This is a genomic window from Acinetobacter harbinensis (assembly GCF_000816495.1).
Classification (GTDB): Bacteria; Pseudomonadota; Gammaproteobacteria; order Pseudomonadales; family Moraxellaceae; genus Acinetobacter; species Acinetobacter harbinensis.
This window is the reverse complement of the sequence record NZ_JXBK01000001.1, coordinates 1,199,945-1,215,782: the sequence shown is the minus strand read 5'-3', so window position 1 is coordinate 1,215,782 and position 15,838 is coordinate 1,199,945. Positions and strand designations below refer to the sequence as shown.

Here is a 15,838-nt window from a genome sequence, read left to right as displayed (position 1 = left end):
GATCAAGAGACTTGGTCTCAATGCGCTATAGCTTTATAGCACTGCATTTCAACTGCTGGACTGACACGTTTTAGCTTAATTAAACCGCCCCTGATGAAGATCATCATCAGGGGCGGTTTTTGAATTGTTAACTGTACTTATTTTGGCTCTACTCTTGGTACTGAATTTATCTCATGTCGAACTTGGCTGATGTGATTATAAATCACCTTACGCAAGCGATTGGTGACACCCAACGGTTTATGTTCGGCTACGGCATGCCACGGACTAAAGGATAAATTTTCACAAAATTCATTCTGCGCTGGCGTATCAAACACTTGTTGAGGAATGCGAATGGTGGCCACTTTATAAAATGGGGCTTGGCTTTCCTTCCATTCGGTCATTGAGTCTTCAACCGACAAATCTGCGGAGGTTCTAGGTTGTAACAAAAACTCCATACAGGCATCGCTTTTTTGCAGATTATTTTTTAAAGTCTCACGTAAAAAATTATCACTCGGATGATCGGGTATCGATGTTTTCACGGGCGTACATGCGCGAGCAGAATATTTAATTGCCTGACGTGTATCACCGATGCCTAATTGATAAGGCACCATCGACCAATAACGGGTTTGTACAGGATCGGCAATTTTAGTATTTGTATTTAAAGCAATCAGCGCACCTTTGATGCCCAGCGCAAATGGAATATGCAGTTTTTTCAATAAACTGTCGCTATTCACATCTTGCATTAAAGACTTATAACGCACTGGATCATTGGCAAAAAACACCGGATGATTGATCATGATAAAGTCTTGGGTGGCTTGCTCATCGGGTAAAAGTTTTTGGCCTGCGACCCCCATAACTTTAATGGCCATGCCGCGTGCATCTCTTTTAATATCCGCTTGCTCTGCATCACGCGAACCATTGGAAAAACGAATCCACGCTTGATAGATTTTACCCGGCACAAAAATACCCTGCGCAAGTGAAGGCGGCAATTGTTCTGAGACTTGAAACTCTGCACGCACACAGCCATGCGCTTTAGGATGTGCATCACGGCGCGCTTGACCTGCGGCATATTCCTGCCGGATCGACTGCGCAATAATTGTAGAGATATCCTCAGCTATTGCATGTTCATTGGGATAGAGTTTTTCACCCAAAGTACTGTCCACCGCAGGATAAGCCACGCTGCTAGTAAACTGAGATGGCGCTGTCATGGTTTTTTGGGATTCAGTGGTGCTACAGCCGCTCATCGCCAACATGATGGGCGTGAGTGCAAACAGCAAACGTATAGGGATTGAGCTTAAAACATTGGGCATTCATTTTTTCCTTGCGATAAAGCAAGCAACAAGCTCAGATTGATTTTTTATGCTGATTTTGCTGTGCTTTTAAGCTATAAAAATAATATGTCTATTGTTTATACAGTAAATTCTCAAAAAAATTGTGCTGTTTTTGATTTTGTGATCTGCGGCTGAGCGATATATCGCCGTGTAATATCGCATCGGCAATAAGCCGCAATTTAAAATCACTTCTTTCACTGGCGCGTACTGTAAAGCGATAGCCCGTATTCTGGTTGACCTTGATAGGCGTTAAGCCTTGGCAATTAAGCGTGTAATGCCCGTGACAATCATATCAATGGCAATGGTACCAATCAATAAAGCCGATAAACGTCCCACAATATCAAAATAACGATCGATATATTTAGAATGCTTATAACGCAAATGGTCATGCGAGAACTTCATTAAAATTAAAATACCACAGGTTAAAAACATGGTGAATGCAATCACCAAGGCCGCCTCGCCAATTGACATGCTCATTCCCGTAACCACCGCAGCACTGATGGTACCCGGCCCCACCATAAACGGCATCGCCACCGTACCGGCCAAATGTTCAGGCGCACCGCGCATCTCGCCAATGGTATCGGCACCTTGAAACACATAGCGATAACCAATCACCAAAAAGATCAGACCACCAAAAATTTGAAACGATTCAAAACGTACATTTAAGTAATTACTAAAAATAGCCTCGCCACCCCAAGCAAAGAGAAGAAACACCAGATAGGCAATGCAACCGCCTTGAATTAAGCCTTTATTAAACACTTTGGTTTCAGTGTGCCGGATTAAACCAATCATATAGATGCTCATCAAAAATGGATTCAGCAATGAAAAGAATAAAGCGAAGGTGTTGATATAAGGAGAGAAGGTCATTTATTTTCCTTAAACGTGCTTAAAGCGAATGAAAAAACAAACCACCGATCAGCAGCCATTTCCAATATGCAGCAGGTTTTTAAAAATTATAGATAAAAGTCAGATTCAACAAAGTATTCCAGCGCCCGTCATCGCCTAAAGCCAAGGAATCCGCTGTTCCGCCAATGAAAGGATCATTCTTGCTCATTACATATTCGGCATAAACTGAGAATTTTTTATAATCAAAGGCTGCACCCACAATATGTCGCATAGAATCGGCAAAGCCTTTTTGGGTTTTATCAAAACCGCTATAGACCATATACGGGGTAATATTTAGAGCGCCTTTGACATTATTAAAGGTGTAATGCGTATCGAACGTATAAAAATATCCTTGATTGGCCAGCAAATATTCACTTTCAAATGAACCGAAGGTGGACGCATACGGACTAAGTGCATCTTTATTGTTGATATTCAGCTGACCGGCCGTCAACGACACTGCTAAATTCTTATAATTTATGCTGTTAAAAAGCGCCCAAGCTTGTCTTGTGCCTTGGGCTGAATTTTTATTGTTGTCTATTTCCGACCACCAATAACTGCCACCGACTGAAACTTTTAAATCCTCATGCGTTAAAAAATTCAGTGGTTGGTTAATACGCGCCATCCACATATTTTTTTCGTTTAAATCGGTGTGTAATGGATCTATCGAGGTCAGCATATTGGCGCTATAACGTGCAGCGTCTGTGCTGCTGCCAACATAACTACCGCCATCTTTAGCAAAGTAAGCCAAATCTATTTGCGTTTGAGTCGCTAATTCCAGGTGATAATTCAGCCCTAAATTATTGACATCTTGTAGGCCCATGGTGTTATTAATACCGGCATAAAAACTACTGTCCCAAAAACGTCCGGGACCGAATGGAATCGGTTGCAAACCCAAGGTGAAATGATCACTTTCATTTAAATGATAGCCCACGTAGCCATACACCAAAGTGGAAAAATCACACAAGGTGTCATATTGATAACAATTGTATTGGGTTGCGGCAAACCAATCCGGCGAATCATAATCTAAACTGAAAATTGCCACATCAAAGTGAAGCTTCTGATCGTCTGAAGGCTCGCCATAATGCTGATCTTGATAGTTGGCGCGTAATGTGGCGGAGGCCGTAAGCGCTCCTGTTGAACTTTCTGCATTGCCTAAGGTGATTGCTGCGATTGCCGGCACAGTCATACCGGTTGTAAATAACCCCATTGCTACTTTGCGATAGCCACTAATCATTGATACGTCCTGATTTAAACGATTTTAAAAAAATCTTGTCGTTAGCGGCTTATTTTTTCACAGAATGTCTTTCTTTTCACGCCCAGTATGGCTTCAGGCTAAGCTTAAACTGCGTACAAACGCTCAATTTGATGAGGGCGGATGCTTCACCGAGAACTAAATAGTGAGGGAATTGAATTACTTCTCTCAGCTAGGCTTTAAAATTAAAGGGCAGTTGCGCGCTAACGACACTTTACAAAAAAATGATTTTTTAACGCTTAAATTGAACGAACGATCAAATATAACCCTGTAGCGGACATTTTTATCAGAGCAAGATTAAATACACATTTGAAATCAGACTGTCTATAACGATGTAATGGCCTGCGTGTGCGCCCGATGATGTTATGCATCGATCGCACCTGATTCATCACTGAAACTTCAGCACTGTAGCGTATAAAAGCAGAGATTGAACCCACATGAATTAAAAAATTGAGCCTTAGAAATTGGTCTTACCTGAATCTGAGCCGTTCATTCAAAAATTAACGGCCAGATTCAGGTTAAGCAATTCATGGTCCAAACAGGATGCGCTATTTGGATTTTTGTAACCGTAAAGCATTGATCACCACCGACAGTGAACTTAACGACATCGCCACGGCGGCAAACATTGGCGTGAGTAATAAACCGGTGAGTGGATAAAATATGCCTGCAGCGACGGGTACGCCCAAACCATTATAAATAAAAGAAAAGGCTAAGTTTTGCTTCATATTTTTCACTCCAAGTTGAGCCATATGAATTGCATCAGCTACACCGCGGATATCGCCTTTGACCAAAGTCACTTGTGCCGTTTGCTTGGCAATGTCCGTGCCGTTGCCCATGGCAATGCCGATGTTGGCCTGAGCCAGTGCGGGTGCATCATTAATGCCGTCACCGGCCATCGCCACAATTTTCCCTTGTGCTTGATATTTTTTAACAATCTCTAATTTCTCTGTCGGACTACAGTTGCCATAGACTTGTGGAATAGCTAATTCAGCCGCCACCAACTTGGCATTTTGAATATGATCACCGGTGGCCATCACCACTTCAATGCCATCGGCCAGCAATTGCTGAATCACTTGCTGTGCATTGTGTTTAATGGCGTCATGAATAGAAATATACGCCAAGACCTGTTGCTCATTAAGTAAAAAACTGATCACATTGCCCGCAGCCCGTTGCCGATCTAGCTGTACTTGGGTTGCGCCATCAAGTTTTAAATTCAATTGCTCAAGCAATTTTTGACTGCCGACATAAAGTGGCTGCTGATCAATCTGACCTTTCACCCCAAAGCCTGTGACCTCTTCAAAGTCAGTCACTGCTAATAGTTGATTGGCAGCAATCAATTTGGTCAATGTCTGCGCAATCGGATGCGTTGAATATTGTTCAAGCGATGCAATCCACTGTTCGACTTGAGCTTGCTCAAGCGAATTGGCCAGTAATTTAATTTCTTTTAAGCTCGGCTTACCTTCCGTTAAAGTACCGGTTTTATCAATAATTAAGGTGGTGACTTTACTTAAGGCTTCAATCGCTTCGGCATTTTTAAACAGTACGCCTTTTTGTGCAGCACGACCTGTGGTGGCCATCACGGACATCGGCGTGGCCAAGCCTAATGCACATGGACAGGCAATAATTAATACAGAGACCGCACACATCAGTGCCAAATCAAATTGTGCACCGCCAAACAGCATCCATGCGATAAAGGTCAAAACACTAATGGCTAAAACCGTGACCACAAAGTATTTAGCAAACACATCTGCTAAGCGTTGTAGCGGCGCTTTAGAGCGCTGTGCTTCAGCCACGGTTTGAATCATTTTCGCCAAGGTGGTATTGGCGCCCACCGCTGTGGCTTGAATACGAATACTGCCTTGCTGATTAACCGTACCGCCAATCACCAAATCTTGCACTTGTTTTTTGACGGGTACGGGTTCGCCGGTCATCATGGCTTCATCGACGTAGGTTTTACCTTCGACCACTACTCCATCAAGCGGAATTTGCTCACCGGATGAAATTTGTAAAATATCACCTTGCTTGACCATGGCAATGTCTACTTCAATCACTTGCTCATTTTGAATTAACTTGGCCGTATGCGGTTGCAATTTCAGTAAAGACTTTAACGAATCAGCCGTTTTTGCCCGTGCTTTTAGCTCCAAAATTTGCCCCAGTAAACTTAAGGAGACAATCATACAGGCCGCTTCAAAATACACTGCCACGCCATGCCCTGTTTTGGCTTCGACTGGAATCAGTGCCGGAAAAAGAGTGGCCACGACACTATAAATAAAGGCCGCCATTACCCCCACACCAATTAAACTCCACATATTTAAATTGCGCGTTTTATAGGAGGTCCAACAACGCTCCAAAATCGGCTTACCGGCCCACAGCACCACAGGAATAGCTAAAACCAGTTCAATCCACGGTTGAATATGCTGTGGAATAAAGGCATGAATATGTGAACCCATCGCCAGTACAAATACAATTAAGCTTAATGGCAATGTCAGCCAAAATCGGTGGCTAAAGTCAACCAACTCAGGATTGGGAGCATCGTCTAAACTTGGTTGCATCGGCTCTAGCGCCATTCCGCAAATGGGACATGTTCCCGGCCCTTTTTGTACAATCTCAGGGTCCATCGGACAGGTGTAGTCCATATCCGCGGCACCCTCAGGTACAGTGCGCTGCTCAATTGGAATTAAATAAGCTACAGGATCGGCTTTAAATTTATCTAAGCACGACGGATTACAAAAATAATAAGTCTGGTTCTGATAATCGGTTTTCAGCGGAGTCGAGGTCTCTACCGACATGCCACACACTGGATCGACTACGCTTTGAGCTAAAGCACTTTGCGGTGACTGTGCCGCACAACAGGCCGATTTTTTGACCATTGCTTGCGATGGCGCAGCGCAACAAGTATCTGTCTGCTGTGTACCTTGTAAATAATCTTCAGGCTGTTGCTTAAATTTATCCAAACAGCCTTTGCCACAAAAATAATACTCTTGAGCTTTAACCTGCGTGTGATACGGCGTATCTGTTTTGACCTGCATACCACAAACAGGATCAACAGCAGCGCTCACGTCATGCGCTGTGCTTGATGTTTGCTTTGCCTTGCAACCACTGGATGATTTTAAACTGGCTGGCTGCTTTTCAGTACCGCAACATGCGCTGGTTTTCTCAGTTAGATTTTTTTTAACGGCGCAGCCACAAGCCGATTTTTTTGCCCTTAAAGCAGCTAGATAATCCTCAGAATGCGTTTGAAATTTATTCAAGCAGCCTTTACCGCAAAAATAATAACGCTGCCCTTGATATTCAATATTGGGTTTAGATAAATCGCTGACGCTCATCCCACAGACCGGATCAATCTGAACCGGCGCTAGTTCTGCATCGGGTTGGGTACAGCAGCATGATTCTTGGTGCTCATTCATCAGGCGCATCTCATTTATTATTAGATTGTGCTAGCATAAAGTCTGTAGCTAGGTACAGAGTCAAGTCATTTAGGAAAATTATGTTCACGATCGGCAAGCTTGCGCAGCACTGCCAACTTAATGTTGAAACCATTCGTTATTATCAACGTATTGGCTTAATACGTGTACCAGAAAGCCAGCAAAGCTATCGCTATTATACGCAGCAAGATATTGAAACCTTAAACTTTATTCAAAAGGCCAAAGATGCAGGCTTACAACTGAGTGAAATTCAGGAATTATTGCAATTGCAACTGGAAGATCGTGAACAAGTCCGGCATGTCATTCAACAGCGTTTGGATAAAATTGATCAACGTATTCAAGAGCTCAATAGCTTTAAAAAACGGCTCTCCACATGGCTAGATGAATGTAAAACCTCCAATGAAAGTGGCTGTCCAATTTTGAAAGAACTTAAAAACAGGTAAACTCAGTTAAAGCAATATAGGCTGATATTTTTGAGGAACAGAACACGTGATGTCAGTGGATTTAAAAAAATTACGACAACAATTACAGCAACAACGTAAATCTGTTTCTGGCTTTGAGCATCAACGCGCACAACAACAGATTTTTCAGCGCCTGATTCGACTCAAAAAATTTCAGCAAGCACACAAAGTTGGGATTTATCTACATGCTTTTGGTGAGGTGCATACGCGGCAAATCATTGAATATTGTTTTAAACAACATAAGCAGGTTTATTTGCCGATGATTTGCACCATGAATCAGCAATTACGCTGGGTAAAAATCAGCCAAAGACAATATCGTAATCAACGTTTTTCTCATCATGCCTTGGGTATGCAAGAACCCATGGCCTCTCGTGGTGTGCATGTGTCGCATTTAGATTTACTCATTTTACCGCTCTTGGCCTGTGATCTGCTCGGTACACGTATTGGCATGGGCGGTGGTTTTTATGATCGAACCTTGGCCAGTGCAAAACATCGCCCGCTACGTTTCGGTATTGCGCACGACTTTCAACTGGTTACCAATCCTTTACCGCGTAAACCTTGGGATCAAGCGCTCGACGGCCTAATCACACCCACAAAATCTTTACATTTCACACGTTAAACTGCTTTTTATTTAAAACTAATATCTTAAAATCAAATATTTAGTCATTTATTATAGATTTTAATTGTAGTAACCCTTGTATTTTTTCAAATACCCATCACTATAAAAACATGGCAACACCATTGTTACTCACTAGGAGTGCCCATGTCTGAAATTATCATGAATCAAGAAATCGTAGATGCACCCATTCCAAGTGTACTACCACTTTTAGCGTTACGCGATGTCGTGGTTTACCCACACATGCAAATTGCGCTATTTGTCGGTCGTGAAAAATCGATCAATGCAGTAGAGGTGGCTCGTAACAGTGACAATCTTGTATTTGTAGTTGCACAACAAGACTCTCTTACAGAAGAAATTGATCACGACAACTTATATCAATACGGTACGGTCGCTAAGATTGTACAAGTTGTGAATCATGAAAATGATGAAAACTGCATCAAAGTATTAATTGAAGGCTTGCATCGTTCTAAACTGGTTAAAATCATCGAAAATGATGAATATTTATCCGCTGAACATGAACTGAGCCCGATGACCGTTAATCTTGAGGCGAACTCTGAAGAAACCCGCGTGCAAGAACTGCGGACTTTATTCGCTCAATACGCAGAAGCAAAATTACGTAATGCACGTGAGTTGATTACTGCGGCCAATAAAATTGATGATCTATTGCAGCTGTTGTTTTTCGTGGCTACTCGCGTTCCACTGAACATTGATGTGAAACAAAAGTTTTTAGAACACGATGACTTCGAAGCACATTTGACTGAACTGATGACCTATTTGTTACAACAATCTGAAGAACAACAGATTGAACAAACTTTGCATGACTCGGTCAAACGCCAAATGGAAAAAAATCAGCGCGAATATTTCCTCAATGAGAAAATGAAGGTTATTCAGCGCGAACTTTCTGACATGAACGGCGGCGCAGAAGATGATATTGCTGAAATTGAACGTCGTTTAGAAGAAGCCGATTTACCGGAACATGTGCGTAAAAAAGCTGAAGCTGAATTCCGTAAGTTAAAAGCCATGCAACCTGCTTCAAGCGAAGCGGCGGTGGTGCGTAACTATATCGAAGTGATTTTAGATACGCCGTGGAACAAAGCCAGCAAAGTCAGCATTAACTTAAGCAAAGCGCAAGATATTCTCGATGCCGATCACTATGGTTTAGATGAAGTCAAAGAACGTATTGTCGAATATCTGGCAGTACAGTCTCGCGTGAAAAAACTCAAAGGCCCGATTCTGTGCTTGGTTGGTCCTCCAGGGGTCGGTAAAACCTCACTGGGTGAGTCGATTGCCAAAGCCACCGGTCGTGAGTTTGTGCGTATGGCATTGGGTGGTATCCGTGATGAAGCCGAAATTCGTGGTCATCGTCGTACCTACATCGGTGCGATGCCCGGTAAAGTGGTGCAGTCTTTAACCAAAGTTGGCGTAAAAAACCCGTTGTTCTTGCTCGATGAAATTGACAAGATGGCACAAGATTACCGCGGTGATCCTGCCTCGGCTTTGCTGGAAGTATTAGATCCATCACAAAACAATAAGTTCAATGATCATTATCTCGATCTTGATTTAGACTTATCAGAAGTGATGTTTATCTGTACGGCCAACAGCATGAATATTCCAGAAGCCCTATTGGACCGTATGGAAGTGATTCGTCTGCCGGGTTATACCGAAGAAGAAAAGGTCAATATCGCTGATCGTTATTTGGTGCCAAAAGCCATCAAAGACAATGGATTACGCGGCAAAGAATTGACCATTCACGAAGAAGCGATTCGTGACATCGTGCGCCGTTATACGCGTGAAGCCGGTGTGCGTAGCTTAGAACGTGAAGTGTCCAAAATTGCCCGTAAAGTGGTTAAAGAAGCGGTCAGCAGCAAAGCGAAAAATCTGCATATTGATGTCACAGCTGAGAACTTATCGGATTACTTGGGCGTGCATAAATTTGACTTCGGTATGGCCGAAGAAGAAGCACAAGTTGGTCGTGTCAATGGTTTGGCATGGACATCAGTAGGCGGTGAGTTACTGTCGATTGAAGTTGCAGCAGTAAAAGGCAAAGGTAAATTCATTACCACCGGTTCACTTGGTGATGTAATGAAAGAATCAATTACTGCCGCTATGACTGTGGTACGCACACGTGCAGATTCACTCGGGATTGAAGCATCACGATTTGAAGAAACCGATATTCACGTGCATTTACCTGAAGGCGCCACACCGAAAGATGGTCCTTCAGCAGGCTTGGCATTAACCACGGCTTTGGTCTCTGCTTTTACCGGCATTCCAATTCGTGCTGATATTGCCATGACGGGTGAAACCAATTTGGGTGGTCGTGCTATGCGCATCGGCGGCTTAAAAGAAAAACTTTTGGCTGCCCATCGCGGTGGTATTAAATTGGTGTTTATCCCGCAAGAAAATGTTCGTGACTTGGTGGAAATTCCAGACAATGTGAAAGCAGGTCTCGAAATTAAAGCCGTGAAAAGTATCGACGATATCTTGCCGATGGCATTGGTTGAAAGCCCAAAACCATTGCCTAAAAATCCAATTGTTAAACCAATTGAAGAAGGCAAAGCGGCGCGTCATTAATTTTAGATAACTAAAAAAAGAGAGCTGCGGCTCTCTTTTTTTATGGAAATTTATTTTATTTGTACTTTTATTTTACAAAGACTTGAAAGTTTAAATTTTAACCGCATACTCTTAGCATAGAAACCGCAGATTACTGTACGTTTCACGTTGTTGTTCAAGCTGAAATGGTCGTCTACATCTCCAGGTAGATGACCTTTTGACCGCAGTCCCAGTTGTCTTGGCGGACTGCGTTTTTTATATGCCCTACTTTTAAATAAATGCAGAAGTATCAGCGTACGCTCAGCAAGGTATTGGCTAAGCCATCTACGACGTTGGCCATTTTGCCGACATTTAACGTTTTTAATGTATCTTTACGGCTGTGATAATTTTTATTTCTATACAAAGCGGTATCGGTAATCAGCACTGCATTCATTCCCAATTGCCAGTAATTCAGATGATCTGAGAACTCCATACCCGAGACAAAAGCCGGCGCGACCACACGTTGACACGCCAAGCGGTTTAACTTGCGCATGGACTCGCAATAACTGGCACCTAAATCATAAGAGCTCATATTACTGATGGCCGCAATAAAGTTACCGTGCTGCGGATAGACCCATTTTAATCCAACAGGATATTCTTGCACCAGTCGCTCATCAAAGTAGCCAATCATCTCTAAAATATACACGCCTCGAATTTGGTCTTTTTCTGCCTGCACAGATTTAGCATGTATATAACTGCCCATCTGTTCAGTTTTAAAAAATGGCGCTTCTTGCAACGTATAAAAAACAAAATCTATATTTTGTGCCAACTGAGCTTTGTGTTGCATCAGAATACGCGCCGTTTCAATCACTCCTGCCACACCAGAGGCATTATCATCGGCACCCTGCTGATCACCCAACACGTCATAATGCGCGCCAACGATAATTTTATCGGCATATCCTGCGTTTAAGCTGCACACCACGTTACGGTAACTCAGCCCATTCACTATATAATTTTGATACTGACAGGGAATGCCAAATAAGCGCATCTGTTCTTTGATCCATGCCGATACGCGCTGTAATTCTTGTACATTTTTATAATTTCGATAACTGTCTTGGCCAATAATTTGCTGTAGATACACGGTTAAATTCTCTGCACTGGCCGGCGTTACGCTGGACCAGACAACGCTGGAGACACCTAAAGACATACACAACAGTAAAGCGCGCAGCCAACAGGCAAAAGATGGATGATTTATTCTCATTTATTGTTATTTCACTCTGGTTATTTATCGTTAATCCCTTCATGCAGATTAAAGCAGCATCCTCAATTACCTTTCAATGGCAATTTGTTGCTTAAGCGCTGTAAAACCTTTTTTAATGTTTATAATACACAGGACGTCTACAGCTACAAATCTTATGAAAATCCGTATTATTAGTATCGGTCAAAAAATGCCCGCGTGGGTGCTCACTGGCTTTGAAGATTACTTCAAACGTATTCAACCTTTTGTCCAAACGCAAATGATTGAATTACCCATGGCCAAACGCGGCAAGAATGACTCAGAAGCGGACATTTTAAAATACCGTCAAATTGAAGGCGAGAGTATTTTAAATGCACTAAAGCACAATGAGTTACTCATTGCACTGGAAGTCGGTGGCAAAGAATTTAGCACGGAGACGCTGGCACAAACCATGAAACACTGGATGCTCGAGGGTCATGATGTTGTTTTGGCCATTGGTGGTCCAGATGGTCACTCAGAAGCAGTGCGTAAGGCCGCAGCATGGCATTGGTCATTGTCTAAGCTCACCTTACCTCACCCGATGGTTCGTGTGATGCTGATCGAGCAGCTATACCGCGCCATGAGCATTAATCACAATCACCCCTATCACCGCGCAGGTTAGTTTAGGTTTAAAGTATTTTGTTTTTCTCGGCACCACGCGCACCAGTTGAATCTGCGCCTTATGCTGCACTGATTTGCAATTTTTACACAGCGTTGTCTATGCTTTGTAGCAATGCTCTTTTCGTGAATCTTCTTAACCTTGGATGGATTAATATGAATTTACAAACCTTACCCGGGTTATTTATTTCTCATGGTTCTCCAATGCTTGCGCTGAATCCCGAACAAGTGGGTCCGGCATTGCAACGTTTGGGTTTAAATTTACCCAAACCTGAGGCAATTATCGTGATGTCGGCACATTGGGAAAGTCATGCACTGGAAGTTAGCACCAGTGTGCGTGCTGAAACATGGCATGATTTTCGCGGTTTCCCACCTGAATTATATGACATTCGCTATCCTGCCCCCGGTCAACCGGCACTGGCTGAAGACATCCTGCATCTTTTTGCTGATGCTGGATTAGCAGCGCATGCCAATAGCACACGGCCACGCGATCATGGGGTCTGGATGCCGCTTTTACACATGTATCCAGAAGCCGATATTCCAGTAATCGAAATTTCTCTACCGATCGATCAATCCGCAGAAGAGCTGTATAAAATAGGTCAGACACTGGCTGCATTACGTGAAAAGCAAATTTTAATCATTGGTTCAGGCAGTATCACGCATAACTTAGCCGAGTTGACTTGGCATGGTGACGCAGCACAAGTGCCTAAATGGGCATCAGGCTTTCGCAATTACGTGGTCAGTAAACTTGCACACCGTGATTATCCGGCGATACTCAACTATTCAAGCATACCGTATATGCAGCAGAATCATCCGACGCTTGAGCACTTGGCGCCGTTGTTTTTTGCCATGGGCACAGGCCAGCTTTTTAGTATTGTACACAGCAGTTTTAGTATGGGTTCATTGGGCATGGATATTTATCGTTTTGATTAATATTGCAATTTGATACACAATTCACAAAAATTGAGTTATAGATACATTCTATTACTCAATACTGCATGATATCTTCATATTGTTCAGCTAAAAATACGCTATTATTCAAAAAGTTATTTTATAAAAAGTCGATTAAAATGAAACTTAAATTTTTAGCAATTGCTCTTTTCCCTCTTGCGCTTGCAGCTTGCCAATCTGGCGATATCCAACACGCAGGAGATTCAGCTGTGTCCGTCTTACAACAACAAAATGCAGATAAAATACTGGCTGCTTATCAGTGGAGCACCAATACGGGTACTGCACCTAAACCATTGGTATTGAACTTTCAACAGGCAGATCGCCTATCGATTTCTACCAGCTGCAATGGCATGGGCAGCAACTGGAAAGTAGAAAACAATCAGATTGTGACTGGTAACCTGATGTCGACGCAAATGGCCTGCGACAGCAGTTCAATGCAACAAGAAAATGTCGCCAAAGATTTATTTAATAATCGTAAAGCACCTTTTGTCTTAGATGCCAAAGATCCTCAAAAACCGACATTGACCCTTATTGCCGCCAGTGGGCAGAAATATGTATTCAGCGGTAAAATGACACCTGAAACCCAATATCAAACTCAGGCTGAAACTATTTTTCTTGAAGTTGCACCCCAAACTAAACCCTGTAAAGGTATTGCAGCACAAACCTGTTTACAAGTACGTGAAATTAAATATGCTGAGAATGGCGTAAAAATGCAAGTTGATAAGAATTGGAACTTGTTTTACGACAAAATTGAAGGATTTGAACATAATCCTAAAGAGCGCCAAATCATTCGTGTCAAACGTTATGAAATTAAAAACCCTGCGGCTCATCAATCTAAATATGCCTATGTACATGACATGACGGTTGAACGCGCAACAGTAAAATAATCAGCACATTAAAGCGTTAAAAAAACCGATGTCTGAGCATCGGTTTTTCTTTAGATCTATTTAATTAAAATACACCTTGCGCCAACATCGCTTCGGCCACTTTTACAAAGCCTGCAATATTTGCACCATCCACATAGTTCACTGTACCGTTTTCTTTAGTACCGTATTTTACGCAGTTGCGATGAATTTCTTTCATAATGGCATGTAAACGCTCATCGACTTCTTCAAACGTCCAACCCAAACGAATCGAATTTTGTGACATTTCTAGACCAGAAGTCGCCACTCCACCTGCATTTGATGCTTTGCCTGGGGCATACAGAATGTGACCATCGATGAATTTTTCAACTGCATCTAAAGTAGATGGCATGTTGGCGCCTTCCGCCACACAGATCACGCCATTTGCAATTAAGGTTGCAGCATCTTCACCGGTTAACTCATTTTGAGTGGCACATGGCAATGCGATGTCACATTTAATCGCCCAAGGACGTTGACCTTCTAAATACTCAAAACCATGCTTTGAGGCAAATTCAGAAATACGGCCGCGTTTTACATTTTTAAGCTGCATCACTTCAGCCAGCAATTCATCGGTAAAACCGTCTTTTACATAGACCGTACCGGCAGAATCTGACAATGAAACCACTTTAGCACCTAAGAACATGGCTTTTTCAGCAGCATACTGCGCCACGTTGCCAGAACCTGAAATGGTCACGACTTTATTTTTAAAGCTGGCACCTTTGGCTTTGAGCATTTCTTCAGCAAAATAAACTGTACCGTAACCGGTTGCTTCTGGGCGTGCCAGTGAACCGCCAAAGGATAAGCTTTTACCGGTAAATACACATGACGTGTCGTTACTGAGCTTTTTCATCATACCGGCCATATAGCCGACTTCACGCCCACCGACACCAATATCACCCGCAGGGATATCCGTGTTATCGCCTAAGTGACGATATAGCTCAAGCATTAAGGCTTGGCAGAAACGCATAATTTCGCCTTCAGATTTACCTTTAGGATCAAAATCTGAACCGCCTTTACCACCACCCATAGGCAATGTGGTTAATGCATTTTTAAAGGTTTGTTCAAAACCTAAAAATTTAAGAATGGAAAGATTCACCGATGGATGAAAACGCATGCCACCTTTGAATGGACCAATGGCCGAATTATACTGTACACGAAACGCACGATTGACATGCGTCTGGCCTTTATCATCGACCCAAGACACACGGAATTGAATGGCACGTTCTGGTTCAACTAAACGTTCAAGTAGACCATAAGCAGCATACTGTGGGTTCTTTTCAATGAAAGGCCAAAGGCTAGTCATGACCTCTTCTACAGCTTGTAGAAATTCTGGTTGATGTGCATCACGTGATTTAACGTAATCTAGAAACTCATTAAGGCTGTTATATTTCAACGCTTAATCCTCAGCAGAAAGTTGGATTAAAATTGGGCGAATTTACAATGAAAGGTAAATTTTGGCGCAAATTATTAAATATCTTTTACACACATTGCACAACACTTTTCTTTTAAAATCCTAATTATTTTTGTATATCAATATTTTATTTCAAATTTATCACCGTTATTAATCTCTATCAAAAGCCCCTATTAATGGAACAATAAGCATGCATAAA

Annotated in this window: 12 protein-coding genes; 6 read left to right on the top strand and 6 right to left on the bottom strand. The window is 42.4% G+C overall.

Features of this window, described 5'->3' with window-relative positions; genetic code table 11:
* Nucleotides 1-137: 137 nt before the first annotated feature.
* The 4 genes from SE27_RS05660 to SE27_RS05645 form a co-directional block, all read right to left on the bottom strand.
* Nucleotides 138-1,289, bottom strand: a complete 1,152-nt coding sequence (locus SE27_RS05660) for a catalase family protein (protein WP_039621613.1) — start codon at nucleotides 1,287-1,289, stop codon at nucleotides 138-140.
* Nucleotides 1,290-1,559: 270 nt separating this feature from the next.
* Nucleotides 1,560-2,177: a MarC family protein gene (locus SE27_RS05655; protein ID WP_039621611.1), complete on the bottom strand. Its 618-nt coding sequence runs from the start codon at nucleotides 2,175-2,177 to the stop codon at nucleotides 1,560-1,562.
* Between the two features lie 79 nt (nucleotides 2,178-2,256).
* Nucleotides 2,257-3,429 (bottom strand): hypothetical protein, encoded by a 1,173-nt coding sequence (locus SE27_RS05650; RefSeq protein WP_039621609.1) that lies wholly within the window; start codon nucleotides 3,427-3,429, stop codon nucleotides 2,257-2,259.
* Between the two features lie 566 nt (nucleotides 3,430-3,995).
* Nucleotides 3,996-6,854: a heavy metal translocating P-type ATPase gene (locus SE27_RS05645; protein ID WP_039621607.1), complete on the bottom strand. Its 2,859-nt coding sequence runs from the start codon at nucleotides 6,852-6,854 to the stop codon at nucleotides 3,996-3,998.
* A 77-nt stretch (nucleotides 6,855-6,931) separates the two neighbouring features.
* On the opposite strand from SE27_RS05645, the gene SE27_RS05640 reads away from it, so the two are divergent.
* The 3 genes from SE27_RS05640 to lon all read left to right on the top strand — a co-directional run bounded on the left by SE27_RS05640 (nucleotide 6,932) and on the right by lon (nucleotide 10,523).
* Nucleotides 6,932-7,315: a MerR family transcriptional regulator gene (locus SE27_RS05640; RefSeq protein WP_171160743.1), complete on the top strand. Its 384-nt coding sequence runs from the start codon at nucleotides 6,932-6,934 to the stop codon at nucleotides 7,313-7,315.
* Nucleotides 7,316-7,364: 49 nt separating this feature from the next.
* On the top strand, nucleotides 7,365-7,952 hold the full coding sequence (locus SE27_RS05635; protein ID WP_039621604.1) for a 5-formyltetrahydrofolate cyclo-ligase: 588 nt from the start codon (nucleotides 7,365-7,367) through the stop codon (nucleotides 7,950-7,952).
* Between the two features lie 144 nt (nucleotides 7,953-8,096).
* Complete coding sequence (lon, locus tag SE27_RS05630; protein WP_039621602.1) at nucleotides 8,097-10,523, top strand: endopeptidase La; 2,427 nt, start codon at nucleotides 8,097-8,099, stop codon at nucleotides 10,521-10,523.
* Nucleotides 10,524-10,791: 268 nt separating this feature from the next.
* Here lon and SE27_RS05625 read toward each other — a convergent pair whose 3' ends face one another.
* A complete protein-coding gene (locus SE27_RS05625; RefSeq protein WP_052251709.1) occupies nucleotides 10,792-11,742 on the bottom strand; it encodes a M28 family peptidase in 951 nt (316 codons plus the stop codon).
* Nucleotides 11,743-11,896: 154 nt separating this feature from the next.
* Here SE27_RS05625 and rlmH point away from each other — a divergent pair, with 154 nt between their 5' ends.
* The 3 genes from rlmH (at nucleotide 11,897) to SE27_RS05610 (ending at nucleotide 14,213) form a co-directional block, all read left to right on the top strand.
* A complete protein-coding gene (gene rlmH / locus SE27_RS05620; protein WP_039621601.1) occupies nucleotides 11,897-12,379 on the top strand; it encodes a 23S rRNA (pseudouridine(1915)-N(3))-methyltransferase RlmH in 483 nt (160 codons plus the stop codon).
* Between the two features lie 152 nt (nucleotides 12,380-12,531).
* Entirely contained in the window at nucleotides 12,532-13,308 is a 777-nt protein-coding gene (locus SE27_RS05615; protein ID WP_039621600.1) for a dioxygenase family protein, read from the top strand.
* A 137-nt stretch (nucleotides 13,309-13,445) separates the two neighbouring features.
* Nucleotides 13,446-14,213, top strand: coding sequence for a DUF4377 domain-containing protein (locus SE27_RS05610; protein ID WP_039623842.1), 768 nt, complete (start codon nucleotides 13,446-13,448; stop codon nucleotides 14,211-14,213).
* Between the two features lie 64 nt (nucleotides 14,214-14,277).
* Here the strand turns inward: SE27_RS05610 and gdhA are convergent, their stop codons facing one another.
* Nucleotides 14,278-15,621, bottom strand: coding sequence for an NADP-specific glutamate dehydrogenase (gdhA, locus tag SE27_RS05605; protein ID WP_039621598.1), 1,344 nt, complete (start codon nucleotides 15,619-15,621; stop codon nucleotides 14,278-14,280).
* Nucleotides 15,622-15,838 lie beyond the last annotated feature (217 nt).